This is a genomic window from Mesorhizobium sp. M2A.F.Ca.ET.037.01.1.1, assembly GCF_003998075.1.
Taxonomy (GTDB): Bacteria; Pseudomonadota; Alphaproteobacteria; order Rhizobiales; family Rhizobiaceae; genus Mesorhizobium.
Genome location: NZ_RZSA01000216.1, coordinates 1 through 7,806, shown reverse-complemented (window position 1 = coordinate 7,806; position 7,806 = coordinate 1). Strand labels below are relative to the sequence as shown.

Here is a 7,806-nt window from a genome sequence, read left to right as displayed (position 1 = left end):
GCTTCGGACCCGCCGCAATCGCCATAAGGCGACCGGCCTGGGTTTCGAGGTCAAAGCCTGGCGCGTAGACGGGGCGAAGCACGCGGCCGACTTGCTGCAAGAACAGCGCCAGCGAGTGCGTAGGCCTCAAGAGAATGGCGACCTCAATGGCCGGCAAATCGAAGCCCTCGGACACAAGGTCGACCGAGGAAAGCACCTGAATTTCGCCGCGCTCATAAGCCTTGAGAAGTTCGTCGCGATTCGGGGAATCGCCATCAATGTGAGCGGCGCGGTAGCCTGCAGCTTGGAATTGCTCGACTACGCTCAAGCTGTGTTTGATGGATACGCAAAACACCATCGCCTTGCGGCCATGCGCGAGGCGCCGGTAATGCTCGACCGCGTTGCCAGTGATGGCGGTCGCGCCCATGCGCTTCTCAAGCTCGGCTTTGTTGAAGTCTGTGCCGGACCGCTTGACCCCGCCGAGATCCGGCGAAGATGGGGCGTACATTTTATAGGTGGACAGGTAGCCTTGTTCCATCAGCCAGGCCACGCTTGGGCCGGTCACCATCCGACCGAACCACTTCCCTAACCCGGTGCCGTCAAGGCGTTCCGGCGTGGCGGAAAGGCCGACAATCTTGGCCTTTTTGGCCGCGTACTCTTCGATGATATCGGCCCACGTCTTCGCCCCGGCGTGGTGCGCTTCGTCCGGCACGTAGAGGTCGGGCGCCCCGTATTGATCCATCCGCTTGCCGAGCGTGCCGATGCTGGCGATTTGCACGGGCTGGCGCCGGTCACCGGTGAAACCGGAAGCGATGATGCCGTACGGAATGCCGACCTTGTCGAAGGTGAGGGCGGTTTGCTTGATAAGCTCGCGCCGGTGGACACCGAAAAAGACACGCTTGCCTCGGCTCGCCGCTGACTTCGCCATGTAAGCGGCGAGGCCGGTTTTGCCGCCGCCGGTCGCCATCTGCACAAGCACGGCGTTGACCTCGCGAAGCGCGTCCCGCGCCTCAACGATTAGTTCTTGCTGGTAGGGGCGAAGAACGAATGCCATCTTACGCCGCCACCGCCTCGCGCTCGTCGGTGGCGATGGCGTCACGGACCGCGCGGCGCTCGGAAGGCGTGCCACGGCCAGTCGTCAAAGCGTCGTGAAAACGGCAGTAAGGCGCCCGGCTATCCAGATTCCGCGGTGCCCCGCAAAACAGCGAAGTGTCGGCGTCAAACTCTTCGTGATGGCCCCAAAGCGGGAACTCGCACCCGCATGAGGCCAGGCGGCCACGCGGCACACCGTCAAAGCCGGGCGCCTTCTCGGGGAACCTGGTCTTGAAGGCCTTGGGCGCCGGCCCCACAAAATGCGTCTTCGGGGCCATCGTCTTGTGAAAGCGGTTCGAACCGTGGCCGCGAGCCCGGAACTTATCGGGGTTGCGGCGGGCCAGACCGTAAAGCTCTTCCGGGGTGGACCCGCAAAGCTCGGCGATCTCGGCGCCGTTCATTCCGGTGGCCCAAAGGCGTGCGGCCTCGGCCTTGTTGTCGGCACTCCATTTCATGGTGCATTCTCCAAATCGTTTGCATTTTGCAAACGCTTGTTACGCGGCAACGGCCTTCCGGGCGTTGATTTCTGAGACGTGGGCGACGGTGTCATCGCCGAAGAGCGGCAGGCCCTCGGCGGGCTCTAGCTCGGTCCGCGCCCGTTTCTTCGTTTCCGGGCCGGCGAGCACAAGCGACATGCGCTTCGCGATATCGGCCTGGTATTCTTCCTCGCGCTCAATCAGGATGGCGTTGCACCCTTCCCAATAAGCGGCCTCGCCAGTGGTGCCGGTGCCGGCGAACGGGTCGAGCACGGTTCCGCCCTTGTGGCAGATGAGCCGGACAAGCCAGCGCATCAGGTCGACCGGCTTAACCGTGGGGTGCTTTGAGCCAAGACGGTCGTCGCCGTCCGCCTTCGCCGAATAGAAGAACCTGGCCGCGCTGCCGGCATCAGCCCGAGGCGGGAACGGGTCACGCGGGCCAATCGGGTTATAGACGTTGTTCCGCTTCCGCTCGCCGTGCTCGGGGCCTACGGCGCCCTTCTGGCCCGAGGCATCGGGGAACGCGGCCACAACCTCGGCGCTGCCGTCATGCAGGATATTGGCCGGGTAGCGGCCGTCGACCGGGCGGGCCTCGCCGGCTTTGCCGAGGCCGGAATTCGACTCGTTCCATGTGTTGCCGCCGCCGGCCTTGCCGCCCCATCCCGTGGGCTTCTCGGCATCGATCCGGCAGGCGTCCACGTTGATGCCTCCGGTTCCATGGGCCAGGGTGTTTTCCGCCACGGTGCCAATCATCGGCTTGCGAGCCAGGCAAATCGGTTCCCAAGCCGGTTTAAGAGCGGTGCCCCATCCATCCCACTCGGCGGCCTCGGGGGTGCCGTGCGAATAAATATCGCGTTCGTAGGCGGGGCGCTCTTCGCCCTTGCCGACACTGAGTAGCGCGCTGTTGCGCATGTCGTTGACAAGGGTTTCAGTGCCGATGAAATCGCCGAGGAAACCGCCCATCTTGCGGAACGCCTTGTCGATCCGGCCGCGCAAGCCTTTTGACACCTTGCGCTTGTCTCGGCTCTTCGCCCATTTGATGAGCCGGTCGTATCTGGCGCGAACCTCAAGCCGTTCGTCCAGCCATTGCCGGAACAGATGGTCGTCAATGCCCTTCGATACGCTATGGTTCTTGGGGAATCCGGTGCCGTAGCACCATGCCAGCATGCCCCCGAATTGGCTGTCTTCGATGCAGCGGAAGAACGCTTCAACCTGGGCCGGCGAAAGCGTTTCCAAGAACCGCACAACGGCGGTGTCACTGGCGAGCATGTTGAGAATGTTGTCGCGGACTTCAAAGCCGGCGCGAGCGATAGCGGACGCCATGTCGTGATAAGTCCGGGTGCCCGAGAAGGCCACCAAGTAGCCGCCGGGTTTCAGCACGCGAAGAACCTTTGCCCATAGATCCGAACGGAAGGCGATGTCGCCGCCGTCCCACGTCTTACCCATGAAGCCAGCGCTAGACCTGGCGAACACGCCCGCGCTGCCTTCCTTCGGCTCGGATGGCGCCGCGTCTTCGGCGCCGAAGCGGGCCACAATTGAGGTGAGGTGGTAAGGCGGGTCGCAACACACCGCGTCGACCGAGCCTTCGGGTATTTCGTCAAGGCGGGCGAAGCAATCGCCGCCGAGTAGGACGACACGGCCGCCTAAGAATTCCGCTCTGTCTGTCATGCTAAAACAAGTCCCCTTGCTGCGGTTCGGGCGCCGGTGGCTTCGGCGCCGGTGGTTCCACCGGCTCGCATTTCGGCACCGTTTGCATTTGGTCAACGCGGTGCGCGTAACACCGCCAATTCCCGAGCCGTCCAGCCAGCAGCTTGACGTTGTAACCGAAGCTCGCGGCACCGCCGCAAACCTCGCAAATGAAATCCCCAGGTCCGGCGACTCGTGTCACGATTGATATAATCCGCTAATCGTTGACAAAATGCAAACCATGTTCGCCGCCGGAGCGCAAGGCCCCAAAATGGCCCCATTAAAAAGATCAACTCGGCAAAAGTTTTGACGGGTCTACCTTGAGCCCCCGCATTGCCGCAATTTTGAGCAGTTTCGGGACGTATGAGCCGGGAATCGTGCCTGCCATTTCCGGCGGGCGGCGCTTGACGTTATCCCATCCTGCGATAGTTGAAGGGCTCACGCCGAGAAGCCGTGCCAATTCGGCGCGTTTTCCGTTTGCAAACAAAAGCGTGACATATTGCAAAGGGGTGTTAACTTTCATGGCTGATACCGTTTGCTATTTGTTAACAAGTCTGATACGGACTTGATTCGTAAGTGCATGAGGGGAGTTTAGCGTTGTGACGAAGCCCGACGTCGACTGGTTCCGCCGGAAGCTTGAAGAGCACCGGCTTTCGCAATCCGGCCTTGGCCGTATGCTTGGTATCGATAAATCGAGCATGAGCTTGCTCTTGGCCGGCAAGCGCAAACTCACTCTTACCGCTGCCGCCGATATGGCGCGCATCCTGGGTGTTACCGCGACCGAGGTCATGGAAAGGTTCGGCGTTCGCGTCGACGGCATCCGCGCCGGTGACGAAGCCACGCCGCAAATGCTGCCCTTTGAAGGCTGGATCGATGAAAGCGCACGTGTGCACCCCGAAGGTGGCACGGGCCGCCGGAAGCGGATGCTTGACGTGGGTACGAACGTTGAGCCCGGTTCGGGCGCATTTCAGTGGCGGACTCCGCAAAGCAAAATGGACGTGCTGGACGGCTGGATAGTTGTATCTGGCCCGAGGCGAGAGGCCGACGACAAGATGGTCGGCCGTGGCTGCGTGGTAGGCCTCAAGGGCGGTGACATGATGCTTCGCCTTGTCCGCCGGGGCTACTCGCCTGGCACGCACCTTCTGTTCGGTCTGATGGGAACGCCGGACGTGACCGAGGGCGAGGTCGAGTGGTACGCGCCCATTCTGATGATGAAGCCCGCGACGACCTGATATTCCACACGTCCGGTTGATAAGCTCAAATTTTATCAATCTGTCGCACTTTCCCAATTGACGACCCCGATAGCGTGTTTGCATATTACAAACAGTTGGCAAAACGCAAACGAAGGATTCGGGGTACATGCTGGTTTCTACAGGCGGGATTTACCGTTCCCAAGGCGGTAAAAAGGTCGGGCCGTTGCGCCCGTTTCGAGAAGGGGAAGACGGGCCGGCGCGCGATATTATGGGCCGGCTTGCATGGTTTGTTGCCGAGGGCATCGGCGCATTTGACAAGTTCGGCCAGTGGCTGAGCGGCGGCCTTCAAGACGCGAACCACCTTGTCGCCGAGTGGGAAGGCCCTGCCGCAATCGACGGCCACATCGAGCGCGCCGCCGCCGACCACGACCTCACCATTGGAACCTTGATCCCGCTCGGAACCTTGCTCGCTGAGGTCCGCGTCGCCGGCACGGAAGTGCGGGTCGATAAGGCCTGGATTGAGGTTCCGGGCCTCACGCTTCCCCTTGCCGGCCAGCAAATCGAAACCCTCGGCGTATTCCACGCCGGTCGCTGGCGCAATTACCGCGCCATCATCACGGCGGCGGCGCTCGCCGAGGTGCAGGCATGAGCAAGGCCCCTTATTCCGCCGAGGCCGAATGGTTCTGGCCGCGCAAAGAAAGCACCTGGCACAAGCTCCGCAAGCCGGACATCACCGCGACGAGCGCGGCGACCCTCTTCGGGTGCTCGCCCTACATGACGCCCTTTGACATGTTCCACCGGATGGCCGGAACCATCACGGTCGAATTCGAAGAAAGCGAGCGAATGCTTTGGGGCAAGCGTTTGCAAAATGCAATCGCTCTTGGTGTCTGCGAAGACAACGGATGGGAAATCGTAGACGCGCACCCCTTCCTCTACGCCAGGTCCAAGGCCGTGGCGGGCATGGGTGCTTCGCCCGACTACGTCATCACGGACCCGAAGCGCCCGGAACTTGGGTACGGCGTGCTTGAGATCAAGAACGTCGACCTGTTCGTGGCCGGCAAAGATTGGTCCGAAGACGAAGCCCCGCCGCACATTGAATTTCAAGTGCAGCATCAGCTTGCCGTCACCGGCTTTAAGTGGGGCGTGGTGGCTGGCCTTATCGGCGGCAACACCGTCAAGGCGTTCCGCCGCGAGCGCGACTCCGAGGTGATCGCGGAAATCTTCACCCGCGTTGAAGACATGCACGGCCGAGTGAAGCTCGGCGAAGCCCCGGCGGCCGACTACCTCGCCGATTACGAAACCATCCGCACGCTGTACCGGCATGCCACGGTGGCGAAGTCGTTCAACCTCGACCTGCCTGGCGAAGAGCCCGAGCTTGACCCTGAAAAGCTCGCCGCCCTGATGTCCGCGAAGTTCGACGCCGACATCGCCTTCAAGGCCGCCGAGGAAGACAAGAAACGCACGGCGGCCGAACTTCTCGATTTCATCAAAGACACGGAAACCGTGTTCGGCGGCGGCTGGAAACTGTCGGCCGGCACCGTCCACCGCGAAGCGTCAACCATCACCTATCCCGCAACCTCATATCGCAACCTTCGGCTCTCCAGGCCGAAGCCAAAGGCCGCCAAGGCCAAGAAAGGCAATTGACTATGACGACGACATCAACCGCCGTTGCCGTGGCTTCACCCCAGGCGCATCGCTCTGTTTCCGTGTTCTCAAGCGAGGCGGATTTCGCCTCCGGCCAGCGCCTTTGCAAGGCGCTCACAAGCTCCAACCTTGTGCCCGCCAACTATCAAGGCGAGGCCAACATGGGTAACGCCCTGATCGCCCTCGACATGGCGAACCGGATGGGAATCCCGCCCATCATGGTTATGCAGAACCTCAACGTGATCGAGGGGCGCCCTTCGTGGGCCTCGCAATTCGTCATCGGCGCGTTGAATTCTTGCGGCCTGTTCTCGCCGATCCGCTTCCGCAAAGTGAAGCTCGGCGAACAAGAGGTTTCTTATGAGCGGTGGACCGGCCCCAAGGGCAACCGCTCCAAAGAGACGGTCAAGGCGAAGGTCATCAATATCGAGTGCACCGCCTACGCGGTCGAGAAGGCCACCGGCGAAACGCTGGAAGGTCCGACCGTGTCCATCGCCATGGCGGTCGCGGAAGGCTGGTATTTCCGCCCCGGTTCGAAGTGGGTGACGATGCCCGACCTCATGCTGATGTATCGCGCCGCCGCGTTCTTCGGCCGCCTCTACGCCCCGCACATTCTCAACGGCATGCCGAGCGCCGACGAGGTGTCGGACCTCATGGACTTGCGGGACATCACCCCGGCGCCGGCCGAGACGCCGTCAGCGGTGGCTGAGACAGCGGCGCCGAAAGCGAAGCCAGCCGGCAGGCCTCGGGGCGTTCACGCCGCCATGGCAGCGGCGAAAGAAGCGGACAAGCCGAAGCCTGCCGGGAAGGTAATCGAGGCCGAAGCGGAAGAGATCCCGCACGACGAGGAAACCGGCGAAATCCTCGATAACGACCCGGACGGTGACGCTGAGCGCGGCGCCGGGGCCGACGATGTCTTCGGCGTTGACGAAGACGACGACGCCTATGAGCCGGGCTGAGAGGGGCGGGGGCAATGACCGCAACTGAAATAGCCCGCGACCTCCAGATCGCAGCGACTGGCGCCCGCCGGGCGCTGGCGGCGGCGGAAAAGGCCGTGGCGGACCTCACCGCCAAGGCCGAGGCGTTCGCGCTTTCGCTCGGCCAGCCAGGCGACGCCGCCCTGGCTGCCGTGGCTGGCAACGGCGACGCCCTTCTCACCGGCGATGACGTCGCCACCATCCTTCGGGTGAGCAAGGCCACGCTTGCCCGTTGGCGAGTGCTAGGCACCGGCCCCGGCTACGTCAAAAAGCAGGGCCGTATCCTGTACCGCGCCGAGACGGTGGAAAAGTTCGTGACCTCCAAAGAGCGCACCAAGACGCGCGATGAGGCAAGGCCATGAGCGCGGGCGCCGATGTCTATACGCGCACCGTCAAGGTGCTGGACGCCTACGAACGGGCCGCCTTGGTCCGTGACAACGATACGGGCCGCGAGGGCTGGATTTCCCTAGCTCACGCGGACTTGTCACCGGCCGGCCCGCTTCACGTTTTGACGGTGTCGGTCGAGGTGGCCCGCGACGCGGGCTTGCTTCCAAACTGATGCGGGGAACACCAATGAACGCGGCCGAAGACCTATCGTTGATTGACGAGTTTGATCTTAGTCAGCAACGCCGCGCGATGTCTGCTTTGCAGGCGGAACGGCAGCGCATCGCCATGCCAGTGGCGGTGATGGAATTGAAGTCGGGCGTTTGCATGAATCCCTTTTACGCCTGGCATGGCGGCTTGAGGGAACCGACCCTTGGT

Annotated in this window: 11 protein-coding genes; 7 read left to right on the top strand and 4 right to left on the bottom strand. The window is 62.5% G+C overall.

Translation table 11 applies throughout. The features are described 5' to 3' along the window. The 4 genes from EOA27_RS13290 to EOA27_RS13275 form a co-directional block, all read right to left on the bottom strand. Nucleotides 1-1,033, bottom strand: a 1,033-nt coding sequence (locus EOA27_RS13290; protein WP_145970339.1) for a DEAD/DEAH box helicase, incomplete at its 3' end; no start/stop codon positions are given. A gap of 1 nt (nucleotide 1,034) precedes the next feature. Then, nucleotides 1,035-1,472, bottom strand: coding sequence for a hypothetical protein (locus EOA27_RS13285; protein ID WP_127256404.1), 438 nt, complete (start codon nucleotides 1,470-1,472; stop codon nucleotides 1,035-1,037). A 93-nt stretch (nucleotides 1,473-1,565) separates the two neighbouring features. Further along, on the bottom strand, nucleotides 1,566-3,215 hold the full coding sequence (locus tag EOA27_RS13280) for a site-specific DNA-methyltransferase (RefSeq protein ID WP_127256401.1): 1,650 nt from the start codon (nucleotides 3,213-3,215) through the stop codon (nucleotides 1,566-1,568). A gap of 307 nt (nucleotides 3,216-3,522) precedes the next feature. Next, the gene (locus EOA27_RS13275) at nucleotides 3,523-3,756 is read right to left on the bottom strand and encodes a helix-turn-helix transcriptional regulator (protein WP_127256398.1); all 234 of its coding nucleotides are present in this window, start codon (nucleotides 3,754-3,756) and stop codon (nucleotides 3,523-3,525) included. A 76-nt stretch (nucleotides 3,757-3,832) separates the two neighbouring features. On the opposite strand from EOA27_RS13275, the gene EOA27_RS13270 reads away from it, so the two are divergent. The 7 genes from EOA27_RS13270 to EOA27_RS13240 all read left to right on the top strand — a co-directional run. Next, nucleotides 3,833-4,465 carry a helix-turn-helix transcriptional regulator gene (locus EOA27_RS13270; protein WP_127256395.1) on the top strand — a complete coding sequence of 211 codons (633 nt, stop codon included), beginning with the start codon at nucleotides 3,833-3,835 and terminating at the stop codon, nucleotides 4,463-4,465. Between the two features lie 127 nt (nucleotides 4,466-4,592). Next, nucleotides 4,593-5,075, top strand: a complete 483-nt coding sequence (locus EOA27_RS13265; RefSeq protein ID WP_127256392.1) for a hypothetical protein — start codon at nucleotides 4,593-4,595, stop codon at nucleotides 5,073-5,075. Next, a complete protein-coding gene (locus tag EOA27_RS13260) occupies nucleotides 5,072-6,070 on the top strand; it encodes a YqaJ viral recombinase family protein (RefSeq protein WP_127256390.1) in 999 nt (332 codons plus the stop codon). Before EOA27_RS13265 ends, EOA27_RS13260 begins: the two co-directional genes overlap by 4 nt. Nucleotides 6,071-6,072: 2 nt before the next feature. Continuing rightward, nucleotides 6,073-7,026 carry a hypothetical protein gene (locus tag EOA27_RS13255; RefSeq protein ID WP_127256387.1) on the top strand — a complete coding sequence of 318 codons (954 nt, stop codon included), beginning with the start codon at nucleotides 6,073-6,075 and terminating at the stop codon, nucleotides 7,024-7,026. 14 nt (nucleotides 7,027-7,040) lie between these two features. Next, nucleotides 7,041-7,406, top strand: a complete 366-nt coding sequence (locus EOA27_RS42105; protein WP_245491084.1) for a helix-turn-helix domain-containing protein — start codon at nucleotides 7,041-7,043, stop codon at nucleotides 7,404-7,406. Further along, nucleotides 7,403-7,603: a hypothetical protein gene (locus tag EOA27_RS13245; protein WP_127256384.1), complete on the top strand. Its 201-nt coding sequence runs from the start codon at nucleotides 7,403-7,405 to the stop codon at nucleotides 7,601-7,603. Before EOA27_RS42105 ends, EOA27_RS13245 begins: the two co-directional genes overlap by 4 nt. A gap of 14 nt (nucleotides 7,604-7,617) precedes the next feature. Beyond that, on the top strand, nucleotides 7,618-7,806 hold a 189-nt coding region (locus EOA27_RS13240; RefSeq protein ID WP_145970338.1), incomplete at its 3' end, for a hypothetical protein.